Consider the following 21,765-nt stretch of genomic DNA (forward strand, 5'->3'; position numbering starts at 1 on the left):
TAACCCCCATTCAACGATTACGCATTGCGTATATGATTTACGCACAACAAGGCCACATACTATCCGGCCAAATACCAAGGAGACAAGCACCCATGCCCCGCCATCGCGCTGCCGGCCTCATCGCGGCATCCCTGACCTTTGCGTTTTCCGCTGCCTTCCCTTCGGCCCACGCCGCCGACGCCTATCCGAGCAAGCCGATCCGCTGGATCGTGCCCTACCCSGCTGGCGGCGGCTCGGACTTCCTCGCCCGCACCATCGGGCAGGGGCTCTCCGCCAAGGTCGGCCAGCCCGTGGTGGTGGACAACAAGCCGGGCGGCAACACGGCGATTGGCGCGTCCGAGACGGCGCGGGCGGCAGCCGATGGCTACACGGTGCTCTCGGCCGATAACGGCACGCTGGTCTTCAACCCGGCGCTCTACAAGACGCTGTCGTACAACCCCGCCAAGGACCTCGCGCCGGTGACGCTGCTGGGCCGCTTCCCGATGATCCTGGTGGTTGGGCCGGGCACCACCGCCAAGACCGCGCAGGAGTTCATCGCCCAGGTCAAGGCCGCGCCGGGCGGCGTGAACTACGGGTCCGCCGGGGCCGGCAGCCCGCACCACCTGGCCATGGAACTGCTCAAGGTGGAGGCCCAGCTGACCATGACCCACGCGCCGTATCGCGGTGCGGCGCCCGCGCTGTCCGACGTGGCGGCCGGCCAGATTCCCGCGATGATGGTCGACTACGCCGCCGGCGCCGGCTTCATCAAGGGCGGCAAGGTGCGCCCGCTGGCCGTGGCCAACGCCACGCGCCTGCCGCAACTGCCGGACGTGCCGACCTTCGCCGAACTCGGCTACCGGAACGTGGAAGCCGCCGCGCTGGTCGGCATGGTCGTGCCGGCGGCCACGCCGCCCGAGGTGATCGCCACGCTGAACAAGCAGGTGGTGGCGGCCATCAAGGAGCCGGCTATCCACAAGAAGCTGGTCGATTTCGGCGTGGAGCCGGTCGGCAACACCCCGGCGCAATACAGCGAGCTGCTGCGCAGCGAGATTGCGCGCTGGACCAAGCTGATCCACGACCTGAAGATCACGCTCGATAACTGAGGTTCGCWGTATGTCGTCATCCGCCACGCCCCCGTCTTTCTCGTCCGCCGCCGCCCGTCCGGGCGGTTGTCCCATCGACCACACCGCGCTGCGGGCGCCCAACGGCTGCCCGGTGAGCGCCCACGCGGCCACGTTCGATCCGTTCGAGGACGGCTACCAGCAGGACCCGCCCGACTACGTGCGCTGGTCGCGCGAGCAGGAGCCGGTGTTCTACAGCCCGAAGCTGGGCTACTGGGTGGTTACGCGCTATGACGACATCAAGGCGATCTTCCGGGACAACCTGACCTTCAGCCCGTCCATCGCCCTGGAGAAGATYACGCCCACGGGCGACGMGGCCAACGCGGTGCTGGCCWCCTAYGGCTATGCGATGAACCGCACGCTGGTCAACGAGGACGAGCCAGCCCACATGCCGCGCCGCCGCGCGCTGATGGAGCCGTTCACGCCCGCCGAACTGGCCCACCATGAGCCGATGGTGCGGCAACTGACGCGCGAATACGTCGATCGATTCATCGACAGCGGACGCGCTGACCTGGTCGACCAGATGCTCTGGGAAGTGCCCCTGACCGTGGCGCTGCACTTCCTCGGCGTGCCCGAAGAGGACATGGACCGGCTGCGCCAGTATTCGATCGCCCATACGGTGAACACCTGGGGCCGCCCCAAGCCCGAGGAGCAGGTGGCCGTGGCGCACGCGGTAGGCAATTTCTGGCAGCTCGCCGGCAAGATCCTCGACAAGATGCGCGAGAACCCGGACGCGCCCGGCTGGATGCAGTACGGCCTGCGCAAGCAGCGCGAGCTGCCCGAGGTGGTCACCGACTCCTACCTCCATTCGATGATGATGGCGGGCATCGTGGCGGCGCACGAGACCACGGCCAATGCGTCCGCCAACGCGATCAAGCTGCTGCTCCAGCACCCGGATGCCTGGCGCGAGATCTGCGCGGACCCGGCGCTGATCCCCAATGCGGTGGAGGAATGCCTGCGCCACAACGGCTCGGTGGCGGCCTGGCGCAGGCTGGTCACGCGGGATGCGCAGGTCGGCGGCATCGCCCTGCCGGCCGGCAGCAAGCTGCTGATCGTCACCTCGTCCGCCAATCACGACGAACGGCATTTCGCCGATGCGGACCTGTTCGACATCCGCCGGGACAATGCCAGCGACCAGCTGACCTTCGGCTACGGCTCGCACCAGTGCATGGGCAAGAACCTCGCGCGCATGGAGATGCAGGTCTTTCTGGAGGAGCTGACGCGCCGGCTGCCCCATCTGCGGCTGGCCGAGCAGTCGTTCAGCTACGTGCCGAACACCTCGTTCCGGGGGCCGGAGCATCTCTGGGTCGAATGGGACCCGGCGCGCAATCCCGAGCGCACCGATCCGTCCGTGCTGACCTGGCGCGACGCCGTGCGGATTGGCGAGCCCTCCGGGCAAGCCATCGCCCGCACTGTGGTGGTAGAGCGGATCGACCCCGTGGCGGACAACGTGGTGCGGCTGCGGCTGGTGGCGCCCGATGGCAAGGTGCTGCCGCGCTGGGCGCCGGGTGCGCACATCGACGTGGAGTGCGGCCATACGGGGATTTCGCGCCAGTATTCGCTGTGCGGCGATCCGGCCGACGCGGGCGCCTTCGAGATCGCCGTGCTGCGTGAGGTCGATAGCCGGGGCGGCTCGGCCTGGGTCCATGACGTGCTGCGCGCCGGAGACCGGCTCCGCATTCGTGGCCCGCGCAATCATTTCCGGCTCGACGAGGGCTGCCGCAAGGCGATCTTCATCGCCGGCGGCATCGGCGTGACGCCGGTCAGCGCGATGGCGCGGCGGGCCCGCGACCTGGGCATCGACTATACGTTCCACTACTGCGGCCGCTCGCGCGCCAGCATGGCCCTGCGCGAGGAACTGGCCGCGCTGCATGGCAACCGGCTGCACGTCCATGCGGGCGACGAAGGCCAGCGCGCCGACTTCGCCGCGCTGCTCGGCACGCCCGACCCGCAGACGCAGATCTACGCCTGCGGCCCGGCGCGCATGATCGCGGCGCTGGAAGACCACTGCGCCGCGTGGCCGGAGGATGCGCTGCGCGTGGAGCACTTCGTCTCGGCACTCGGCACGCTCGATCCGTCGCGGGAACAGCCGTTCACCGTCGAACTCAAGGATTCCGGCCTGACAGTGGAGGTGCCCGCCCACCAGACGCTGCTCACCGCGCTGCGCTGCGCCAACATCGACGTGCAGAGCGATTGCGAGGAAGGCCTGTGCGGCTCCTGCGAGGTGCGCGTGCTGGCGGGCCAGATCGACCATCGCGACGTGGTGCTCACGCGCGGCGAACGCGAGGCGAACAGCCGGATGATGGCCTGCTGCTCGCGCGCGGTGGGCGGCGGGAAGCTGGTGCTGGAGYTGTAGCGCGCCACGTCAAGGCCGGCGCCCCCGCCATCCGTGYGCTACCGCACAGACTCGCCAGCCCCGGCGCCGTTACCTGCCGCGCCCACGCCTAGTATTCAAGGCTCAATCCCGGGCCTGAGGAGACCGTCATGGCGCGCTACCAGATTGCTGCTGCGCTGGCCCTGCTGCTTGCCGGCTGCGCCACGAGCCCGGGTACGCCCGGCAGCACACAGGCGTCGCGCACGGAGAACTGCAAGGCGACCTCCGAGCAGGAAATCTCGGCCCTGTTCGACCGCTGGAACCGCTCCCTGCAGACCGGCGACCCCCGCAAGGTGGTGGCCAACTACGCGGAACGATCGATCCTGCTGGCCACGGTGTCCAACAAGCCGCGCGTGACACCGGCCGAGAAAGAGGACTACTTCACCCACTTCCTGCAGAGCGGGCCGTCCGGCAAGATCGACTTCCGCACCATCGAAATCGGCTGCAACACCGCCGTGGATGCCGGGCTCTACACCTTCACCTTCGCCCGAACCGGCGCCACGGTGAAGGCGCGCTACACCTACACCTACCGCTGGGACGGCACGCAGTGGCTGATCACCAGCCACCATTCGTCGGCCATGCCGGAGAAGACCTAACGCGGCCCGATATTGCGCCGCAGCACGACTACCATCGGTCGCATCCGTCACAACACGCGCGTAGTTGCTATCCTGAAGTGGAGAGCCCACACACAGGAGACGCCCCCATGTGCCGCTGGCTGGCCTATTCCGGCCGTTCCGTCCCGCTCGAGGCTGTGTTGTTCCAGCCCGAGCACTCCCTGATCGACCAGAGCCTGAACTCCCGGCTGGGCCACACCACGACCAATGGCGACGGCTTCGGCGTGGGCTGGTACGGGCGGCATTCGGAGTTGCCGTTCCGCTATCGCGGCCTGCACCCGGCGTGGAGCGACACCAACCTGCGCGAGGCCGCCCGGGCGGTGCGGGCGCCSCTGTTCGTCGCTCATATCCGGGCGGCCACCGGCACGCCCACCCAGGAAACCAACTGTCACCCGTTCCGCTTCGGGCGCTGGCTGTTCGTCCACAACGGGCTGATCCGCGACTTTCCGCTGGTGCGGCGCGACCTGATGATGGCGGTGGCGCCGCATCTGTTCCGCTGGATCGAGGGTTCGACCGACTCCGAGGTGATGTTCTTCCTGGCGCTGACGTTCGGGCTGGAGCGCGACCCGCGCGGCGCGCTGGAGCAGATGGCCGGCCTGATCGAGGASGTGGGGCATCGCCACGACGTGGAGCACCCGCTGAACATGACCGTTTGCGTCATGGACGGCCAGCAGATCGTGGCCGTGCGCTATTCCAGCGAAAACGCGTCGCGCTCGCTGTTCCACAGCACCTCGTTCCGGCAGCTACGGGCGCTCTATCCGGAAGACCCGCGCATCATCGCCGCCGGCGACGACGCCTTTCTGGTGCTGTCCGAGCCCCTGATCGACGTGCAAGGCGTCTGGGAGGAAATCCCCGAGGCCACGATCCTGGTGGGCAAGGGCGGCGAGATCCAGCACCTGCGGTTCACGCCCCGGCTGCCGGTGCGGGCCTGAGCGGGCCTGGGCGGGCACCCCCGGCCGGGCCCGGATCGTCGTTACCCGTCGCTTACTTCCCGGGCATTTTCATCAGCCGCTTGGCCTCTTCGATGTTCTGCTCGGCGCGCTGGGTCATCACGGCCAGCGCTTCCGCTTGCGATTTCTGGGCCATTTCCGCCAGTTCGCGCATGTTGTTGAACGCCGTCTGCAAGCCTTGCTGGACGAACTCGCCCTGCCGGGCCATGGCCGCGGCAGGATCGCCGCCTGCGGTCAGCTTCTGGGCCGCGGCCTGAATCTCCTGCATGCTCTGGCTCAGGATCTCGGCCTGCTTTTGCACCAGCGCCTGCATGCCTTCGTAGGCAATCTTGTTGGCCTCCGTGATGGCGTCGATATCCTTGCGCCGGGCTTCGATCACCGCCGTCATGTCGACGCCGGGCAGCTTGTACTGTTCGAGCAACTTGGTGAAATCGGTAAACGGATTGGGCGATGTTGCCATGACGCATCTCCTCGTTGAGGTGGGGGAAAGCCGAAAAACCGGGCAGATCGTGCTGGCCGATCGCGGCGCGGTTGCCTAAGTGTAGGTGCTACGGGCGACGGATACGATGCTCGCCGGCCATCCCTCAATGAAAATCCCGGCTCTCCGCCATCAGCTTGCCCAGCAGCGGGCTCAGGTCGACCAGTTCCTGCGCCACCAGGTGCCTGACCTCGCCCTGCCTTTGCCAGGTGCCGATCACGCCCAGCAGCTTGGCGCCGAGCACCTCCTTGCGCTGCCGCTCCACCAGGTCGGGCCAGATGATCACGTTGATCGGCCCGGTTTCGTCCTCGATGGAGGTAAAAATGGTGCCGTTGGCCGTGGAGGGGCGCTGGCGCACCGTGACGATGCCGCACGCGCGCACGCGGCGGCCGTTGCCCAGCCGCGATAGCTGCTGCGCCGTGAGGAACTTGAGCGCCGTCAGGCGGCGGCGCAGCAGGGTCAGCGGGTGGCATTTCAGGGAGAGCCCCAGGCTGGCGTAGTCGGCGGCCACGTCTTCGCCGATCTTCGGCTCGGGCAGCAGCAGCTCGGCTTCGGCCGGGGGTGCCTCGTGCAGCAGGTCGCGGTGCACGGACTGCACCGCCGCGCCGCGCGCCAGCCAACGCGCCTGGCGCCGGTGGCCGGCCAGCGACACCAGCGCGTCGGCCGCCGCCAGGACGTCGATGTCGTGCTTGTCCAGCCCCGCGCGCCGTGCCAGGTCTTCCACGCTCTCGAACGGCCGTTCGGCCCGCGCCGCCTCGATGCGCAGCGCGGCATCCTCGCGCATGCCGCGCACGCGGCCCAGCCCCAGCCGCACGTCGCGGTAGCGCTGGCCGGGGCGGCGGGCCTCCAGCGCGCTCTCCCAGCCGCTGACGGTCACGTCCACGGGCTGCGTCACCACGTCATGCCGGCGCGCGTCCTGCACCAGTTGCGACGGCGAATAGAAGCCCATCGGGTGGCTGTTCAGCAGGCCGCACAGGAAGGCATCGGGATGATGGCACTTGAGCCACGCGCTCACGTAGACCAGCTTCGCGAAGCTCGCCGCGTGGCTCTCCGGGAAGCCGTACTCGCCAAACCCCTCGATCTGCTTGCAGATGGCCAGCGCGAAGGACTCGGGATAGCCGCGCGTGGTCAGCGCGCGCACCAGCGCATCCTGGTGCTTCTTGAGATCGCCGCGCCGCCGCCACGCCGCCATCGAGCGGCGCAGTTGGTCTGCCTGCCCCGGCGTGAAACCGGCCGCGTCGATGGCGAGCTGCATCACCTGCTCCTGGAAGATCGGCACGCCCAGCGTGCGGCCCAGCACGCGGCGGATCACGTCGTTGAAGTAGGTCGGCAGCTTGCCGGTGCGGCGCAGCGCCTCGCGCCGCTTGAGGTAGGGGTGCACCATGCCGCCCTGGATCGGTCCCGGCCTCACGATGGCCACCTCCACCACGAGATCGTAATATTTGCGCGGCTGCAGGCGCGGCAGCATCGACTGCTGCGCGCGCGACTCGATCTGGAACACACCCACGGTATCCGCCTTGCAGATCATGTCGTAGGTGGCGTCGTCGGTCTCGGGCAGGTCTTCCATGCGGCACGGCAGCCCGGCCCGCTCGGGCTCGGGATTCGGGATCATCGCCAGCGCGCGCCGGATGGCGGTGAGCATGCCGAGCGCGAGCACATCCACCTTGAGCAGCCCCAGCGATTCGAGGTCGTCCTTGTCCCACTGGATCACGCTGCGGTCGGCCATGGCCGCGTTCTCGATCGGCACCAGCCGCGACAGCTTGTGCCGCGCGATCACGAAGCCGCCCACGTGCTGCGACAGATGGCGCGGAAAGCCGCGCAGCTGCTCGGTCAGGCTCGCCCATTGCCGCACGGCCGGGGAGTCGGGGTCCAGGCCGTAGCSCGTAATGCGCTCCAGGAACGCCGTGCCGCCATCCCACCACGCCTGGCCCTTGACCACCTGCTCCACCACGCTCGGGTCGATGCCGAGCGCGCGCCCCACGTCCCGCAGCGCGCTACGGGAGCGATAGGTGATCAGCGACGCCGCCAGCGCGGCCCGATGCCGGCCGTACTTCTCGTAGATGTACTGGATCACCTCCTCGCGCCGCTGGTGCTCGAAATCGACGTCGATATCGGGCGGCTCGTCGCGCTCGCGCGAGAGGAATCGGCCGAACAGCAGGTTGGCCTGCTCCGGGCTCACCTCGGTGATATGCAGGCAGTAGCAGACCAGCGAGTTGGCGGCCGAGCCCCGGCCCTGGCACAGGATGCCGCGCTGGCGCGCGAAGCGCACGATGTCGTGCACGGTCAGGAAGAACGGCTCGTAGTGCTTTTCCTCGATCAGTTCGAGTTCGCCCTCAAGCTGCGCCTCCCACTCGGGCTCCATGCCGTGCGGAAAGCGCTCGCGGCTGCCCCGCTCCACCTCCTTGCGCAGGTAGCTGATCGGCGTCTCGCCGTCGGGCACCAGTTCCTCGGGGTATTCGTAGCGCAGCGTGTCCAGCGAGAACCGGCACTGATCGGCAATYTTCAGCGTCTGCGCCAGCGCCTCGCGCGGATAGAGCCGCGACACCACCTGCCGCATGCGCAGGTGCGCCTCGGCATTGGGCGCCAGCGCCATGCCGCAGGCGGGCAGCGGCTGGCCGAGCCGGATGGCGGTCAGCACGTCGGCCAGCGGCTTGCGTGAGCGCACGTGCATSGTCACGGCGCCCGCCGCCACCAGCGGCACGCCGGTTTCCGCCGACACGGCCTGGAGCCGGGTGCGRTGCAGCGCCTCGGCATGGCCCTGCAGCAGTTCCAGCGCGATCCACACGCGCGTGCCGAACGTCTCCCGGCACCACAGCGCCTGCGCGCGCAGCACATCGGGATCGGCGCAGTAGTCGGGCAGCAGGATGGCGAGGCAATCGGGCATGCCGCGCAAGTGCGCCTGATCCGGCTCGGGGCTGGCGAGGTCGGACGGATACAGCAGATAGCTGCCCTTCTCCGCGCGCGTGCGGCCCAGCGTGATGAACTCGCAGAGATTGCCGAAGCCCTCGCGGTTCTGCGCCAGCAGCAGCAGGCGCGGGGGCGGCATGGGCATGGCATAGGGCTCGGGGGGCTGCCCGGGGGAGGCCGTCAGCGTGAAGCGGCTGCCGAGGATCACGTTGAACGCATCGGCGGCGGCGGCGCGCGCCTCCAGCACGCGGTGGCGGTGCGCGGCGGCATCGGGGTCGTCGTCCGGGTGGTCGCCGATGAGCGGCAAGGCGTCGGGGTCGCCCTCCTCCATGTCGTCCACATCGTCCATCCCCTCCATTCCATCGGGTGTGAAGGCATGGACCAGCTCGGCATCATCGAACTCGCCGTCCGCCTGCCCCGCCGCCAGCCGGCGGGCGCTGCGCGCCACGGCCTCCCACATCTCCTCGCGCAGCACCTTGATGGCGTGATGCGCGCGCGCCGTGCCCGCCACCGAGCACTCGTCGGTCAGCGCCAGCCCGCTGTAGCCGAGCTGGAATGCGCGCGCGATCAGTTCCTGCGGATGCGAGGCGCCGGTGAGGAACGTGAAGTTCGACACACAGTGCAGCTCCGCGTAATCGGGCAGCGAGGGCAGCAGCGAGGAGAGGCCAGGAAGCGACGACAGCATGGGGAAAACGTCAGGAATATTCAGGCGAAATCAGGCGAACAGCCCGTGCAGGAACCAGCGGTATTCGCCGCCCTCTTCCTGCCCGCTGCGGGTGGGATGGCCGGGGCGCTCGCGATAGACCCAGCAGCGCAGCCCGTCCGCCCGTTCGGCGATGAAATAGTCGCGCGTGGCCAGTCCGCCATCCCACCAGCCGGCTTCGATGCGCTCGGGGCGGGTGAGCATGACCAGCGGGCCTTCGTAGACGGGCCGGTGCCGCTGCACGCGCAGCGGCCGGGGCGCCTCCAGCAGCCACAGCGGCCGTTCGGGCGGCAGCGTGCCGGTGGCGGGCGCGCGGGGCGGCGGCTCGTCCACMGGGCCCCACTGGTTGGCGCATTCGGGGCGATGGTCGGCCAGCGGGCGAGGCTGCAGCACGTTGTCGCGGCCGAGGCGGGCCATCAGCGTATCGATCAGCCGGCCCAGTTCGGCCGGCGCCGCGCCGGGCTCCGGGAACAACGAATCGCTCTGCGGCAGGCAGGTCTCCATCGCCTCCACGCGCAGCGCCAGGCCGCCCACGGGCGCGTGGAAGCGCACCTTGTCGAGCTTCTCGCGCAGCAGCCTGGAAAGATGCACCGGGTCCCGGCTGGGCTGCGCCAGGCCCAGCGGCACCAGCGTGCTGTCCATGTCCTCGCCCAGCCGGTAGCGCTCGTGCTCCAGCACCAGCACGCAGCGCGTAACGCCGGCCTGCTGCGCCGCCAGCCAGCCGGACAGCGCCAGCAGCAGCCGCTGCGCGCCGGCCAGCACCCCGTCGGCCGCTTCGATGCGCCCCGGCAGCTCCATCCGCTGCGCGAAGGCAGGCGGCGCCTCGAACCATGCAAAGCCGGCCGGCGCCTGATCGTAAGCCTGATCGAGCCGCGCCAGCAGTGCCGTGCCGATGCGGCGCGACAGCCCCGCGCGCGGCAACTGCCTCACCTGCCCCAGCGTGCGGCAGCCCACGCCCTCGAGCCAGCCCGGATCGGCCAGCGTCTGCAGGCACGCCACGGGCAGGGCATCGAGCAGGCGCGTCATGCGGGCAGGCTGGATGGCGCGGCGCGCGGGCCGCACGATCCCGCGCCGCGTCCGGCGCAGCGGCTGCCGGGCGAGCCAGGCCGCGCCCTGCGCCGTGGTGCCGCAGCCCAGTTGCGCGAACGTGCCGAGCTGCCGCACCCGCGCGCGGATGGCACGGCACAGCGCGCGGTGCCCGCCGAACAGGCGCAGGCTGGCGGTGACGTCGAGCATCACGGTGGCCGATTCGGCATCCGGGTCGATCGTCACGGCCGGCGTGAAGTGGAGCAGCGTCAGCGCCACGTCGGTCATCAACGCCTCTTCGGCCGGGAGGCTGCGCTCCAGTTGCACGACCTCCGCCGACAGCGCCTGCACGCCGCCGCGCCGCATGCCGAACGCCACGCCGAGGGCCACGGCCGGGCCGTTGGCCAGCACCACGCGCTCGTGCGCCATCACCGCCACGGGCAGCGCCTGTTGCAGCGTGCCGGAGGCGGGGACGGACGGCGCACCGGCGGCCTCAGGCCAGCTCGGTTGCAGCGCGTCCAGCGGCAGGCGCGGCAGATGCACCGCGATCCAGAACGTCGGCAGCATGATGAGGGGGCACCACGGAAGGCGCGGTGGGAGTGACAGGAGCGGTGGGARTGACGGGCGTGGCGACGCGTGCGGGCACGTGCGCCATGCCGCCCAGCGACAGTTGCAGCGGCGCGTCCCGCACGGGGCCACGGCGCTTGTGGAAGGCAATCGACAGCATGTTGCCGGGCAACGGCGACAGCGCCAGCCGCAGCACGGCCGGCGACGATTCCTGGAGCACGCGCAGGGGCCGCAGCACCCAGACCACGGTATCGCCGGCCTGGGCCAGCACCTGAAGCCGGCGCAGCGCCTCGGGCCGTGCGATGCCGAGCCACACCAGCACSGCGCCGAACGCCTGGCTGCGCAGCATCTGCTCGGCCGCCCAGAGCATGTCCGTGCGGCGCGAGGCCGGCGGGGTGGCCGCCGGCGGCCGCACCCAGTAGAGCTGTCGCGCAGGCAGGCCGGCCAGCCCCGCCAGCCCAGCGGCATTCGGCAGATAAGGCGGATTGACGAACGCCAGGCGCCGCCCCGCCGCGGCCAGCGTGCGCAACGCCGGCATCAGCARSCGCAGTTCGCCCACGCCATCGTGGGCGAGCAGCAGTTCGGTGACCGCGCCAGCGGGCCAGCCCCCGCCGGGCARCTCCTGCGCCAGCGCGTCATAGCCGCTCGGGCACACGGGCAGCCGGCCGGCATGGCCCAGTTGCCCGGCGCGCCACAGSCCGGGGTAGCGATGCTCGAGTTCGGCCACCGAGGCCCGGTGATCGGGCACGGGATCGGGAGGCGAAGGCAGTGGAGACGCACCATCCTCCTCGGCAGGCAGGATGTGCGGGGGCGCAGTCATGGTGATGAATTCGGCACACGCGGCGGGCGTGCGCCATCGGAAGATTGACGATTACTGTATGTTTATACAGTATCGACGCCGGCGCAAGAGGGGCATGGCCGAAGTGGAACGCGCGCCGCCTCGTTGGGCGAAAAGTGGCCCAAAAGGCCCCACATCTCCCACTACAGTGGGGCAACTGCCACGAAACGACGTGGCGGATTGCAAACAAATGTCAATCCGGATTGTGCAGCGCGGGGCAGGTGCGGAAAAATGCGCCCCTATGAAACGGAATACACGTCAATGTGTGCATCTTCTGATCGCCGGTTTGCAGCGCGAGGGTCCGCTGCGCCGCGACGCGCTGGCTGACGCCAGCGGCTTGTCCCCGGAGGAGACCACCCGGGCGCTGAAGGCCGCGCGGCAGATGAGCGTGATCGACCATGTGCCCTACGGCCCGGGCACCCTGCCGGCTGCCGTCTACTACCAGCTGACGGGGCGCGAACTGCCGCCCGCGCGCAAGAGCACGCGCATACCGCCCGCGCCCGACAACCGCTTCCAGCCCCTGCTGGACGCCTGGTGGAACAGCGACGAACTGGACCGGGTCTGAGGCGTCCGGCTTCGACGCCCCTCCCCGCGCCCTACTTCTCCCGCCGATACCGCGCCTGCATGATCTGCATCCATTCGCCGTCATCGCCCTGCATGAATGAGGTCAGCGTGCGGTTGTCATCGTCCTGGAAGGCGATCACGTCGCGGAATTTCGAGGTCTTGCCCGGCACCAGCTTGCCTTCCGGCGTGAAGGTCGGGCCATCGGCGCGCAGCGTCAGCGTGCGGCCATCGGCCTCGAGGTCACCCTCGTAGATCCACATATGGGTCATCATCGACCCGATGAAGGTGCCCACGAAATGCTTGCGCGTGGGGTCATAGCCCAGCGTCATCACCGTGACGGCCTGCCCGCAGCCGGGCATCTCGCCCTCGGAGCGGCCCTGCACCCAGAGGTCGCCCACGGCGCCCACCTGTTCGGGAATCTTCCACTTCTGCGGCGGGGTGTCCGGCCCCATCACCGCCTCGCCTTCGGCCATCCATTTGCCCACCAGCTTCTGCAGCCAGCGGTGTTCGTTGGTCGTTTCGGTCTGCATTGCAACGGTCTCCTGTTGATCGGTTTGATTCAGTCGATGATGTCGCTGCCTATTTGTGTACAGCGTACACAAGAGCTTAGGAGATGGTCCCGTACGTGTAAAGACGCGCCAATGAAAAAGCCGCCAAGATGACAGCATTGTCATCTTGGCGGCTCGCAAACCCTTGTATTTACTGGGGCAGCCGTACCTTCGGCACGATGAACTGGTTGCCGGGCGCGCGCATGACATCACACTGGGCGTCGCCCTTGCGCGTCTCGCCGGCCTGGTTCACGAACTCGACGTTGCCGACCACGCTGTAGAAGTCCTCCGCCACGCGCCGCGTGGTGCCGCGCACCCAGCGGAAGCGGTCGGGGTTCGGCAGCCTGGCCTTGACGGCCTCCATGCAGGCCACGGGTGCCTCGGGTGCCTCGGGGCGTCCGCCGCGCTGGCCCAGTTCGATATTGACGGGCGCCTCGGTAGCGAAGGCGAAGGTCGAGAGCGTGGCAGCAGCCAGCGCCACCAGCATGCGGCGCCCCTGCCGTGAAACCGGCAACGTCATGGAATCCCTCCGAAAAACGAAAAACGGCCGACACGCGTGGCGTGCCGGCCGGCCGTCATTGTACTGCGACGTCAGGGGTCAACGTCAGGGCCAACGTCATACCGCGCCTACACCGACATGTCGCGCGGCTCCGGCTTGCTGTCGTCGAACCAGCGGTACAGCACCGGCACCATCACCAGCGTCAGCAGCGTGGAGGTGATCAGGCCSCCAATCACCACCACGGCCAGCGGACGCTGCACCTCGGAGCCSGGTCCGGTCGAGAACAGGAACGGCACCAGGCCCAGCATGGCGATCGTCGCGGTCATCATCACCGGGCGGAAACGCTGCGTAGCGCCGCGCACCACCGCGTTGCGCAGCGACATGCCCGACTCGCGCAGCGTGCGGATGTACGACACCAGCACCACCCCGTTCAGCACCGCCATGCCCCACAGCGCGATAAAGCCCACGGACGCCGGCACGGACAGGTACTCGCCCGTCACGAACAGCCCGATGATCCCGCCGATTGACGCGAACGGCAGCACCGTGATGATCAGCGTGGCAAAGCGCAGCGAGTTGAACAGCAGGAACAGCAGGAAGAAAATCGCGGCGATGGTGATCGGCACGATGATCTTCAGGTGGCCCATGGCGCGCTCCATGTTCTGGAACTGGCCGCCCCACTCGAAGTAGTAGCCCTCGGGCAGCTTGACCTTGCTCTCGGCCGCGCTCTGGAGTTCGGCCACGAAGCCGCCCAGGTCGCGGTCCTTCACGTTGATCATCACCACCACGCGGCGCTTGGCCATTTCGCGGCTGATCTGCGCCGGGCCGTCGCTGACCTCGATCTTGGCCACGGACTCCAGCGGCACCTGCACGCCGCCCGGCGCCGGCACCAATAGCTGGCGAATGGCCTGCACGTTGTCACGGAAGTCCTCGGGCAGGCGCACCGCCGCCGCGAAGCGGCGCTCGCCCTCGAAGATGTCCGTGGCGCGCTTGCCGCCGATGGCAATCTCGATGATGTCGTGGATGTCCGACACGTTCAGCCCGTAGCGCGCAATCGCCTGCCGGTCGATCTCGATCGACAGGTATTGCTGGCCCGAGATCCGCTCGATCCGCACGTCCTGCGAGCCCTGGATGCCGCCCGCCACGCGCGCGATCTCGCCGGCCAGCTCGCGCAGCTTGTCAAGGTCATCGCCGAAGATCTTCACCGCCACGTCGGAACGCACGCCGCTGACCATCTCGTCCACGCGGTCCGAGATCGGCTGCGCCATCACGACCTGCACGCCTGGAATGGCCTTGAGCTTCTCGCGGATGGCGTTGGCGATGTCGTCCTGAGTCCAGCCGTCCGGCCACTCGTCGCGCGGCTTCAGGCTGGCGATGGGGGTGGACTCGTTCTGGCCCTGCGGGTCCGCCGGGCTCTCGCCCCGACCCACGCCGGACACCACGGACTTCACGCCCGGCACCTCCAGCACCAGCTTGTTGGCCATCTTCTCGAGCTTGATCGACTCCTCCAGCGAGATGTTCGGCACACGGTCGATGGCGGGCACGATGGAGCCCTCCTTCATCTCGGGGATGAACGAGGTACCCAGCAGCGGCACGATCAGGATCGTCGCGACGAACAGCCCCACCGCCGACAGCACGGTGGTCTTGCTGTTCTGCAGCGCCCAGTGCAGCATRCGCAGGTAGTTGCGCTTCATGAACGCGATGAGCTTGGTGTCATGCTCGGCGCCGCCCTTGAGCAGGTAGGCGGACAGCACCGGCGACAGCGTCAGCGACAGGAACAGCGAGATCGCCAGCGCAATCGAGATCGTGAAAGCCAGCGGCGCGAACATCTTGCCTTCCATGCCGGACAGCGTCATCAGCGGCAGGAACACCAGGATGATGATGCCTACCCCCACGATCACCGGCGTGGCCACCTCCTGCACCGCCTTGACGAGGATCTCGGTGCGGGTCAGCCCCGATTTCTCGGCGTGGCCCAGCCGCTCGAACGCGTTCTCCACCACCACCACGGAGCCATCCACCATCAGGCCGATGGCGATGGCCAGCCCCCCGAGCGACATCAGGTTGGCCGACAGCCCCACCTTGTTCATGACGATGAACGTCATCAATGGCGTGAGCACCAGCGTGGCCAGCACAATCACCGACGAGCGCACGTCCCCAAGGAACAGGAACAGCACGATCACCACCAGCACCACGCCTTCGAGCAGCACCTTGGTTACGGTCCAGAGCGCGGCGTCCACCAGTTCGCTGCGGTCGTAGTACGGCACGATCTGCAGCTTGCCGGGCAGCATGCCGCGGTCGTTGATCTCGGCCACGCGGGCCTTCACGCGGCTGACCACTTCCTTGGCGTTGCCGCCGCGCATCATCATCACGATGCCGCCCACGGCCTCGGTCTGGCCGTTCTTGACCAGCGCGCCCTGTCGCACCTCGTGGCCGATGGTCACCTGCGCCACGTCGCGCAGGTAGACCGGCGTGCCGTTGACCTCCTTCAGCACGATGCTGCCGATGTCGTCCACGCCCTTGGCCAGGCCCACGCCGCGAATCAGGTACTGCTCGGCATAGTGCGGCAGCACGCCGCCGCCCGAGTTGGCGTTGTTGCGCGCCAGCGCCTGGTAGACCTGCTGGATGTTGACCCCGTAGTGGCGCATCCGCTCCGGGTTGACCAGTGCCTGGTACTGCCGCACGTAGCCGCCCTGCGAGTTGATTTCCGCCACGCCGGGGATCGAGCGCAGCAGCGGCCGCACCACCCAGTCCTGGGCGATGCGGCGCTCGGCCAGCTCYTCCTGCGTCAGTTCGCGGTTGCCRTCRTCGGCGCGATCCAGCGTGTACTGGTAGACCTCGCCCAGGCCCGTGGAAACGGGGCCGAGCACCGGCGTCACGTCCGCCGGCATGCGCCCGCCCACCTCGATCAGCCGCTCCATCACCAACTGGCGCGCGAAGTAGACGTCGGTCTTCTCCGTGAACACCAGCGTGATCAGCGACAGGCCCGCCTTGTTCAGCGAGCGCATTTCCTCGAGGCCGGGCAGGCCGGTCATCGACATTTCGATGGGCACCGTGACAAAGCGCTCCACCTCCTCTGGCGAGCGCCCGGTGGCTTCGGTGGCGATCTGCACCTGGACGTTGGTCACGTCCGGGAACGCATCGACCGACAGCTTGCTGGCAGCGCGCAGGCCGAAGAAGAACAACACCACGGCAATCACGCACACCACCAGCCGCTGTTTGATAGCGGCTTCAACTAGGGATGTCATCATGGCCGCTTACCCCTGTTCCAGGCGCTTGCGTTCATTGTCCAGATGGAACGCGCCCTCCACGACCACGCGGTCGCCCGGCTTGATGCCGCCCTGCACCACGCGCATGCCGTCGCTCTCGGCGCCGAGCTTGACCTTGGTGATGCGGTACTGGCCCGGGGAGGTCTCCACGTAGACCTGCTCGTCGTTGCCATCGCGCACCACGGCGGACTCCGGCACCACGAGCTGGTCCACCGGCTTGCCTGCAATCAGCATGCTGGCCAGCATGGCGGGCTTCAGGCGCCCTTCCTTGTTCTCGAGTTCCGTGCGCACCAGCACCGTGCGCGACTGCGGGTTCACGGTGCGGCCGACGTAGATCAGCTTGCCCGTGATGCGGCCGGCGCCATTGGCCACCGACGGCACATCGATATCGACACTCTGGCCCTCGGCCACCTGGGCGGCCTGCTGCTCGGGCACCTCGGCGAYTACCCAGACGTGCGAGAGGTCGGCCACGGTGTAGAGCGCGTCGGCGGGCTGCACCACCTGGCCCTGGGCCACGTTGCGCTCCACCACGGTGCCCTGGATGCTGGAGTAGACCGGCGAGTACGAGTCGATGCTGCCGCTYTTGGCCAGCGTGGCRATCGACGCCGCGGACATGCCGAGCACGCGCAGCTGGTCGCGGTAGGCGCGCATCTCGGCGGCGGCGATGGCGTATTCGCTCTCGCGGCGTTGCAGTTCGGCGCGGCCGATCACGTCGGCGGCAAACAGCTGGCGCGCGCGCTCGGCATTGCGGGCCTGCAGCGTGCTCTGCGCCTCGGCCTTCAGGAAGGCCATCTGGGCGGCGCCCAGCTCGCTGCTGTGCAGGCGGGCGAGCACCTGGCCGGCCTTGACCTCCTGGCCGAGGATGCCGTACAGGTCGGTCACCCGGCCGGTCACGCTGGCGCCGATGCGCGACACGCGCTGTTCGTCGAAATCGATGCGGCCGGACACGCGCAGCATCTCGCTGAACGGGGACGTGGCGACGGGCGCCACCTTCAGCGTTTTCTGGAGGTTCTCTTCGGGCTTGACGATGCCGGGCGGCAACTTGGGCGCCTCGGCGGTCGGCTCGGGTTTATCGGAGCAGCCGGCCACGGCCATCAGCATGACCGCGGCGGCGATCAGGGAAAGCAGGCCACGTGGACGATAGGGATGATGGGGGCGCATGATCAGTTCGGAGTCGGCGGATTCGGGGAGTCGGACATCGACGGCGCAGCGGGTGCACCGGGCGCACCGGGTGCGACACCGGCAGCGGTGCCGGGGGCGGTCGACATAAGCTTTTCAATCTGGATGGCGGCAACCTGGAGTTCGTACTGCGCGGAAATCAGTTCGCTGCGGGCGTTGCGCAGCACGCGCTGCGCGTCCAGGTAGTCGAGAATGCCCCGCTCGCCGAAGCGGTAGGCGGCCTCGGCCACGCCCAGCGCGGACTCGGCCTCGCGCACGATGCCGGACTCCAGCGCCGTGACCTGCGCCTGGGTGATCTCGTACTGGCGGTAGGCGGTTTCCAGCTCCTGGTTCAGCTCGAACTCGCGCGCCTCCAGCGCGGTGCGGGCCTGGGTGGCCTGCGCCGCCGCCTCGCCCACCGGGCCGCTGCGGCGGTCCCACAGCGGAATCGTCATGACCAGGCCGATCTGCGACACGTTGTTGTCGGGCTGGCGATCCGTGCTGGCACGCACGGCCACTTCCGGCCAGCGCAGCGAGCGCTGGTAGTCCACACCCAGCCGGGCGCGCTCCAGCTCCATGCGGCGCTGGGCCAGTTCCGCGTTGCCGGCCTGCATGGTGTCGCGCAGCACGGGCAGGTTCGGCACATCCGGCGCGTTGCCCAGGGTGCCGGTCAGGCGGAAGTTCGACGGCAGCGCCCCGCCCACCTGCTGGCGCAGCGCGGTCTTGGCCTGCTCGACGCGCAGCTCGGTGGTCTGGAGCGTCTTCTGGGCGGCCAGCAGTTCGGTCTCGGCCTTGATCAGCTCGTAGCGCGGCGCTTCGCCCACGTCCACACGCACCTTGGCGCGGGAATGGATCTGGCGCATCAGGGACAGGTCTTCCTGCGCGGCGGCCAGCTCGGTCTCGCGGCGCAGCACCTGGTAGTACGAGGTCTTCACGCGCGCGGAGAGGTCGCTGCGGAACCCCTGGCGCACGGCCTGCGAGGCTTCGAACCCGCGTCCGGCCATCTCCTGGCGCAGGCTGCGCTGCTGCGGATAGTCGAACTTCTGGACGAAGGCGTAGGACGGCGCGTTGCCGCTGGCGACACCGGCCTCCTTGCCGTGAAGTCGACCGTACATCACTTCGACCTGAGGATTCGGATAGGCCCGCGCGGTGCTGATGGCCGCGGACGCGGCATCGACATTGGCCTGCGCGGCCTCCACGCCCTTGTTGGTGGACTGGGCCAGCGAGAGCAGGTAAGGCAGGTCGAAGCTGTCGGCAGCGGCCATCGTGGCCGGTGAGGCGGCGCGCGGCAGCGTCACGGGGCCGGACGGCGCGGCAGGCTTGGTGGTGGCGGACTGCGCCACCTTGGGCGCGGCGGCGGAGCCACCGGGCACAGGCTGCGCGGCCATTGCCGGCGCCGCTACCAGCGATAGCGACGCGACCCAGGTCAGCGTTTTATTGATAGTCATGTCGGAATCAATCGAGCGATACAACTGCCCGACGCCGCCACGATGGCCAGGCGCGTCCTCGGCTGCGGCGGGCGCGAGAGGACCTGCATGGCATCACGCCGTGACGGCTCGGATCACGGACGCTTGGGGGCGCTCAGGGGCAATGGACGGGACGACGGACGGCTGGTTAAGAGTAGTCGCTCAATGCCATGAAGACAGAGGCGACCGTGTCAGAGACAGCGCGCGGGGTGGCCCGGGAGATCAGGCGAGGAGATTGGGCGGCCGGAACAGGCCGTCCGGTTGGGACGCGGAGCGTCCCGGCAGGATGGGCGCCACGTCGTCGATCGACTGGGCCAGTTTCATGTCGGGGAGATCGAACAGCGCGCTGGATTCCTCGATTTCATCGAGCAGGTCCAGCGGGTCGAGCAGATCGGCCGACCAGATATTGCAGTAGCCGGGCGGCGGCGCGTTGTCGAACAGCGCCTCGGCCTCCAGCGCGGCATCGCCGGGCAGGACGATCTGGGCGAGGTCGTCACCGGTTGCCAGCATCGCGTCATAGTCCGGCATGGCCGCCTCCACCTTCGGCGTGCCCGCGAGCGCACCCGCCGCTGCCGTAAAGGACAGCGCGGACAAGCACAGGGCAGTCAGCACGAAGAGGATGAAACGTCTCAAAACGGGGGCGCGATGGGCGTTGGGGCGATTGGGGGCACGCACCGGGACGGCGCTGGGGTTCTTGCAGAACACGCACCAGTACCGGCGTTGCTGCGGTACAGCATTGTAACCGAACGCAACAATTGACTGGTCAGACGGGGTAGTAGTTCCCCTAAGACCGTCGCCCCGATGCCCGCGGTCATCCCCCGCAGCGGTGCTACGATCGCCGCTTTGGAACCCGCAGCGCGCCGGCGCACGCACGCGCCGCCATCGTCATATGCATCGAATTTTCCGTAGATCGCTGATCCGGCTGACCATTTTCCTGAGCCTCGCCACCGGCACCCTCGCCGCCCACGCCGAAGGCATCGACCTCGACTGCGACCCCGCCCTGGCCGCCACCGCCCTCCCCGCCCACCGCCTGATCTGCGACCACGCGCTGCTATCCATGGGCTACCGCCGGATCTTCGCGGACCAGCAGCGGTTGCTGCGGGAGCAGAAGATTACGGACGCGGATGTGGCGGCGTTCCGCAAGCAGCGGGATGCGTGTACGTCTTTGGAGTGTCTGGATGTGGTGTTTTCGSGGTGGAAGGTGAAGGCAGGGGCGGTCAAGGGGAGAAAGCCCTGAGCTGGCGGCGCCTGGCGGGTCGATCTCCTCCCGCGTGTCGCGGCCAGCGCCGGCTCAACTCGCAATGAGATTCAGAAACCGTTGCACGCCAGGATTGTCGTTGCCGCGGAAGAACTGCTGCGGAGGCGCATCTTCCACTACCACGCCACCTTCCATGAATACGACGCGGTCAGCCACGTCCTGAGCGAAACGCACCTCGTGTGTCACCACCAGCATCGTCATGCCTTCCCGCGCCAGTTCGCGCATGACTACGAGCACATCCTCGCGGAGCACGGGGTCGAGTGCGGACGTTGGCTCATCGAACAGGATCACATCGGGATCCATGGCCAGGCCGCGTGCAATGGCCACGCGCTGCTTCTGGCCACCGGACAGGCGTGACGGATACTCATTGGCCTTGGCACTCAACCCTACACGCTCCAGCAGCGCCATTCCCCGTGTCATGGCCACCTTGCGGTCGACCTTCTTGACACTCACCGGGCCTTCGATCACGTTCTCGATAACCGTGCGATGCGGGAAGAGGTTGAACGACTGAAACACCATCGCGGATCGCTGGCGGATCGCGGCGATCCGCTTCCTGTTCTCGCGCGAGAGCTCCCGATTCGGAAAGCACTCGACTTCCGTGCCGCAGACCCGTATGGATCCGGCGTCGGGCTGCTCGAGAAAGTTCAGCGAGCGCAACAGCGTGGTCTTGCCAGACCCGGAGGGTCCCATGATCACGACGACCTCGCCCTTGGCGACGCTGAAGTCGACGCCAAGGAGTACCGGCGTTCCACCGAATGATTTGGTCAGGCCACGTACGCAGATTGTTGCTTCCGTATTGTTCATAGATAACGCTTCGACGCCCTGCTTTCCAGCACTGTCTGCAGGATCGTCAGGATCTGGTTCACTACCCAATAGATAAGCCCGACCATCAGGAACATTTCCATGTACCGGAAGGTGGTCGCGCCGACCTGCTCGGCGACCCGGGTCAATTCCACCACCGTGATCGTCGACGCCAGCGAGGTATCCTTGATCAGGGCGATCATGCGGCTGCCCACGGGCGGAATGGCAATGCGAAGACCCTGCGGCAGGATCACGCGCGACATGGCCTTCCAGTACCCCATGCCGAGCGACATCGCGGCTTCCCATTGGCCCTTGTCCACCGCGCCGATACCCGCCCGGAAGTTCTCGCTCAGATAGGCCGCGGCAAACAGCGTGAGTGCAAGCAGTGCAGCGGGAATCGGGTCGAGCGTCACACCGTAGTGCGGCAATCCGAAATAGAGCAGCAGGATCTGTACGAGCAGCGGCGTGCCCCGGAAAACCGACACGTAAGCGAAGGCCAATGCCCGCAGTGCAACGAAGCGGGAGAGCCGGGCGAGGGCCAGCAGCAGGCCGAGGATCGACCCGAGCGTGAACGCGCCGAGCCCCAGGAACAGCGTCATCAGGACGGCGTCCTTGAGCAGTGGCAGCGAACGGAGGAATAGCTCGCCCATC

General features: G+C 68.3%; 18 protein-coding genes. 6 read left to right on the forward strand and 12 right to left on the reverse strand.

Going from position 1 to position 21,765, the window contains the following annotated elements; genetic code table 11:
- Positions 1 to 92 precede the first annotated feature (92 nt).
- The 4 genes from AB4Z27_RS00295 (at position 93) to AB4Z27_RS00310 (ending at position 5,020) form a co-directional block, all read left to right on the forward strand.
- The gene (locus tag AB4Z27_RS00295; protein ID WP_092294743.1) at positions 93 to 1,082 is read left to right on the forward strand and encodes a Bug family tripartite tricarboxylate transporter substrate binding protein; all 990 of its coding nucleotides are present in this window, start codon (positions 93 to 95) and stop codon (positions 1,080 to 1,082) included.
- A 10-nt stretch (positions 1,083 to 1,092) separates the two neighbouring features.
- On the forward strand, positions 1,093 to 3,456 hold the full coding sequence (locus AB4Z27_RS00300; protein ID WP_441643719.1) for a cytochrome P450/oxidoreductase: 2,364 nt from the start codon (positions 1,093 to 1,095) through the stop codon (positions 3,454 to 3,456).
- A 128-nt stretch (positions 3,457 to 3,584) separates the two neighbouring features.
- Positions 3,585 to 4,070 (forward strand): DUF4440 domain-containing protein, encoded by a 486-nt coding sequence (locus AB4Z27_RS00305; protein ID WP_092294740.1) that lies wholly within the window; start codon positions 3,585 to 3,587, stop codon positions 4,068 to 4,070.
- A gap of 107 nt (positions 4,071 to 4,177) precedes the next feature.
- A complete protein-coding gene (locus AB4Z27_RS00310) occupies positions 4,178 to 5,020 on the forward strand; it encodes a class II glutamine amidotransferase (RefSeq protein WP_441643720.1) in 843 nt (280 codons plus the stop codon).
- Between the two features lie 52 nt (positions 5,021 to 5,072).
- Here the strand turns inward: AB4Z27_RS00310 and AB4Z27_RS00315 are convergent, their stop codons facing one another.
- From AB4Z27_RS00315 to imuA, 4 genes are all read right to left on the reverse strand, one after another.
- Positions 5,073 to 5,498 carry a phasin family protein gene (locus tag AB4Z27_RS00315; RefSeq protein WP_092294736.1) on the reverse strand — a complete coding sequence of 142 codons (426 nt, stop codon included), beginning with the start codon at positions 5,496 to 5,498 and terminating at the stop codon, positions 5,073 to 5,075.
- A 124-nt stretch (positions 5,499 to 5,622) separates the two neighbouring features.
- Complete coding sequence (locus tag AB4Z27_RS00320) at positions 5,623 to 9,108, reverse strand: error-prone DNA polymerase (RefSeq protein ID WP_441643721.1); 3,486 nt, start codon at positions 9,106 to 9,108, stop codon at positions 5,623 to 5,625.
- Between the two features lie 30 nt (positions 9,109 to 9,138).
- Positions 9,139 to 10,719 (reverse strand): Y-family DNA polymerase, encoded by a 1,581-nt coding sequence (locus AB4Z27_RS00325; RefSeq protein ID WP_092294732.1) that lies wholly within the window; start codon positions 10,717 to 10,719, stop codon positions 9,139 to 9,141.
- Positions 10,646 to 11,539, reverse strand: a complete 894-nt coding sequence (gene imuA, locus AB4Z27_RS00330; protein WP_441643722.1) for a translesion DNA synthesis-associated protein ImuA — start codon at positions 11,537 to 11,539, stop codon at positions 10,646 to 10,648. Before imuA ends, AB4Z27_RS00325 begins: the two co-directional genes overlap by 74 nt.
- A gap of 283 nt (positions 11,540 to 11,822) precedes the next feature.
- Between imuA and AB4Z27_RS00335 the strand changes: the two genes are divergently transcribed.
- The gene (locus tag AB4Z27_RS00335; RefSeq protein ID WP_255370816.1) at positions 11,823 to 12,122 is read left to right on the forward strand and encodes a hypothetical protein; all 300 of its coding nucleotides are present in this window, start codon (positions 11,823 to 11,825) and stop codon (positions 12,120 to 12,122) included.
- A gap of 31 nt (positions 12,123 to 12,153) precedes the next feature.
- Here AB4Z27_RS00335 and AB4Z27_RS00340 read toward each other — a convergent pair whose 3' ends face one another.
- The 6 genes from AB4Z27_RS00340 to AB4Z27_RS00365 all read right to left on the reverse strand — a co-directional run bounded on the left by AB4Z27_RS00340 (position 12,154) and on the right by AB4Z27_RS00365 (position 19,688).
- Positions 12,154 to 12,651: a DUF1579 domain-containing protein gene (locus AB4Z27_RS00340; protein ID WP_092294728.1), complete on the reverse strand. Its 498-nt coding sequence runs from the start codon at positions 12,649 to 12,651 to the stop codon at positions 12,154 to 12,156.
- A 169-nt stretch (positions 12,652 to 12,820) separates the two neighbouring features.
- The gene (locus AB4Z27_RS00345) at positions 12,821 to 13,189 is read right to left on the reverse strand and encodes a DUF2880 domain-containing protein (RefSeq protein ID WP_143093892.1); all 369 of its coding nucleotides are present in this window, start codon (positions 13,187 to 13,189) and stop codon (positions 12,821 to 12,823) included.
- A 107-nt stretch (positions 13,190 to 13,296) separates the two neighbouring features.
- On the reverse strand, positions 13,297 to 16,413 hold the full coding sequence (locus AB4Z27_RS00350) for an efflux RND transporter permease subunit (protein ID WP_092294724.1): 3,117 nt from the start codon (positions 16,411 to 16,413) through the stop codon (positions 13,297 to 13,299).
- A gap of 6 nt (positions 16,414 to 16,419) precedes the next feature.
- Positions 16,420 to 17,592, reverse strand: coding sequence for an efflux RND transporter periplasmic adaptor subunit (locus AB4Z27_RS00355; protein ID WP_441643723.1), 1,173 nt, complete (start codon positions 17,590 to 17,592; stop codon positions 16,420 to 16,422).
- A gap of 2 nt (positions 17,593 to 17,594) precedes the next feature.
- Entirely contained in the window at positions 17,595 to 19,037 is a 1,443-nt protein-coding gene (locus tag AB4Z27_RS00360) for a TolC family protein (RefSeq protein ID WP_092295093.1), read from the reverse strand.
- Positions 19,038 to 19,277: 240 nt separating this feature from the next.
- On the reverse strand, positions 19,278 to 19,688 hold the full coding sequence (locus AB4Z27_RS00365; protein ID WP_092294720.1) for an auxiliary protein of the heavy metal cation-transporting efflux system HmyCBA: 411 nt from the start codon (positions 19,686 to 19,688) through the stop codon (positions 19,278 to 19,280).
- Positions 19,689 to 19,944: 256 nt separating this feature from the next.
- On the opposite strand from AB4Z27_RS00365, the gene AB4Z27_RS00370 reads away from it, so the two are divergent.
- Entirely contained in the window at positions 19,945 to 20,292 is a 348-nt protein-coding gene (locus AB4Z27_RS00370; protein ID WP_441643724.1) for a hypothetical protein, read from the forward strand.
- Positions 20,293 to 20,346: 54 nt separating this feature from the next.
- Here AB4Z27_RS00370 and AB4Z27_RS00375 read toward each other — a convergent pair whose 3' ends face one another.
- Entirely contained in the window at positions 20,347 to 21,117 is a 771-nt protein-coding gene (locus AB4Z27_RS00375) for an amino acid ABC transporter ATP-binding protein (protein WP_092294718.1), read from the reverse strand.
- The gene (locus tag AB4Z27_RS00380; RefSeq protein ID WP_092294716.1) at positions 21,114 to 21,764 is read right to left on the reverse strand and encodes an amino acid ABC transporter permease; all 651 of its coding nucleotides are present in this window, start codon (positions 21,762 to 21,764) and stop codon (positions 21,114 to 21,116) included. Before AB4Z27_RS00380 ends, AB4Z27_RS00375 begins: the two co-directional genes overlap by 4 nt.
- Between the last annotated feature and the right edge of the window lies 1 nt (position 21,765).

This window comes from Cupriavidus sp. KB_39 (assembly GCF_052114485.1).
Lineage (GTDB): Bacteria > Pseudomonadota > Gammaproteobacteria > Burkholderiales > Burkholderiaceae > Cupriavidus.

Coding starts and splice junctions, on each gene's coding strand:
- AB4Z27_RS00345 (WP_143093892.1), bottom strand. CDS start 13,189: ATGACGTTGCCGGTTTCACGGCAGGGGCGCCGCATGCTGGTGGCGCTG.
- AB4Z27_RS00375 (WP_092294718.1), bottom strand. CDS start 21,117: ATGAACAATACGGAAGCAACAATCTGCGTACGTGGCCTGACCAAATCA.
- AB4Z27_RS00360 (WP_092295093.1), bottom strand. CDS start 19,037: ATGACTATCAATAAAACGCTGACCTGGGTCGCGTCGCTATCGCTGGTA.
- AB4Z27_RS00305 (WP_092294740.1), top strand. CDS start 3,585: ATGGCGCGCTACCAGATTGCTGCTGCGCTGGCCCTGCTGCTTGCCGGC.
- AB4Z27_RS00315 (WP_092294736.1), bottom strand. CDS start 5,498: ATGGCAACATCGCCCAATCCGTTTACCGATTTCACCAAGTTGCTCGAA.
- AB4Z27_RS00340 (WP_092294728.1), bottom strand. CDS start 12,651: ATGCAGACCGAAACGACCAACGAACACCGCTGGCTGCAGAAGCTGGTG.
- AB4Z27_RS00380 (WP_092294716.1), bottom strand. CDS start 21,764: ATGGGCGAGCTATTCCTCCGTTCGCTGCCACTGCTCAAGGACGCCGTC.